This window comes from Protofrankia sp. CiP1_Cm_nod4 (assembly GCF_982290645.1).
Map to the genome: position 1 here is coordinate 25,307 of NZ_CEVIVC010000070.1, position 1,494 is coordinate 26,800.

A 1,494-nucleotide genomic window follows, 5' to 3' on the forward strand; every position below is an offset into this window, starting at 1 on the left:
CGGACGCCTGACCTCACGGGTACAGCGGCTGCTTGTCGCGGCCGCGTATGCCACGGCTTTCGGGCTTCCCTCGGCGGCAGCCCTGTTCTACGACACCCGCCAGCTGCCTGATTCCGTCCCGAACCTGCTGCTCGTCGCCGACAACATCCAGTTGGCTCAGGCAGCGAACCGGATCGAGGAGACGATCGGCGCGGCGATCGCCGTGGGTGTGCTGGTGCTGCTCGTCCGCCGCTGGGCGACGGCCAGCCGGCCGCTGCGGTGGGTGCTCGCACCGGTCTTCGTCACCGGCCTGGTGGGGGCTGCCGCCACGGTGGCCGGCGGGGTTGTGGGTTCGACGGGTCATCCGCTGTACTCGGCGTTCCTGTGGGTCTACTGGGTGGCGTTCTGCCTGCTGCCGCTGGCGTTTCTCGCGGGGGTCCTGCGGGTCCGGCTGGGGCGCACCGCCGTGGGGGACCTGCTGGGACGGTTACACGAGCCGCTGTCAGCCGCCGACCTGCAAGGACTCCTGGCGAGGTCGTTGGGCGATCCCTCGCTGCGGATCGGCTACTGGCGGCCGGAGTCCGGCACGTTCATCGACGGGGACGGCCAGCGGCTGCGGCTTCCGGAGGACGACTCACAGCGTGCCGTGTGGCCGGTGGAGCGTGACGGACGGCGGGTCGCGGCGCTGTTCCACGACCCGGCGCTGCGGGAGGACCCGCACCATCTCGACGCCGTGGCCGCCGCGGCCGGGCTGGCACTGGACAACCAGCGGCTGGCCGCCGAGGTGAACGCCCAGCTCACCGAGGTCCGGGCCTCGCGCGTGCGGATCGTCGCCGCGGCCGACGCCGAACGGCGCCGCCTCGAACGTGACCTGCACGACGGCGCGCAGCAACGGCTCGTCGTCGCGCGGCTGTTGCTGCGTCTGCTCCAGGAACGCCTCGACGGCACCGTCGACGAGCAGACCACGGCGCTGCTCGCGCGCAGTGCCGACGGGCTCGACAGGGCCATGGAGGAACTGCGGGCGCTCGCCCGCGGCATCCACCCCGCCATTCTCACCGAAGCCGGCCTGGTCCCCGCGCTGCGGGCGCTGGCCGAGCAGGCTCCGCTCGACGTGCGGCTGACGGCGGCCGCCGTGCCGCGGCTGGCCCCCGCCGTGGAGGCGACCGGCTATTTCGTGGCGGCCGAGGCGTTGACCAACACCCTCAAGTACGCCCACGCCGACCAGGTCCGGATCGACGTCGAACACGCCGACGGCCGGCTGCGCGTCGAGGTCACCGACAACGGAATCGGAGGTGCCGACATCACGGCCGGGACAGCGGGAACGGCGGGAACGGCCGGGACGGGCCTGCTCGGCCTGCGCGACCGGCTCGCGGCGCTCGACGGCACGCTGACCGTGCACAGCCCGGCAGGTCACGGCACCGTCGTCCGCGCGTTTCTCCCCACGGATGACCCGCGATGAAACCCTTGTCCTCGCCGTCCTCGCCGTCCTCGCCGTCCTCGCCGTCCTCGCCGTCC

Annotated in this window: 1 protein-coding gene; it reads left to right on the forward strand. The window is 73.1% G+C overall.

What is annotated here, in order from left to right; all coding sequences use genetic code 11:
- Window positions 1-1,438 (forward strand): sensor histidine kinase (locus tag AC5LSR_RS14510; RefSeq protein ID WP_493465311.1); only part of this gene is annotated, 1,438 nt, incomplete at its 5' end.
- Between the last annotated feature and the right edge of the window lie 56 nt (window positions 1,439-1,494).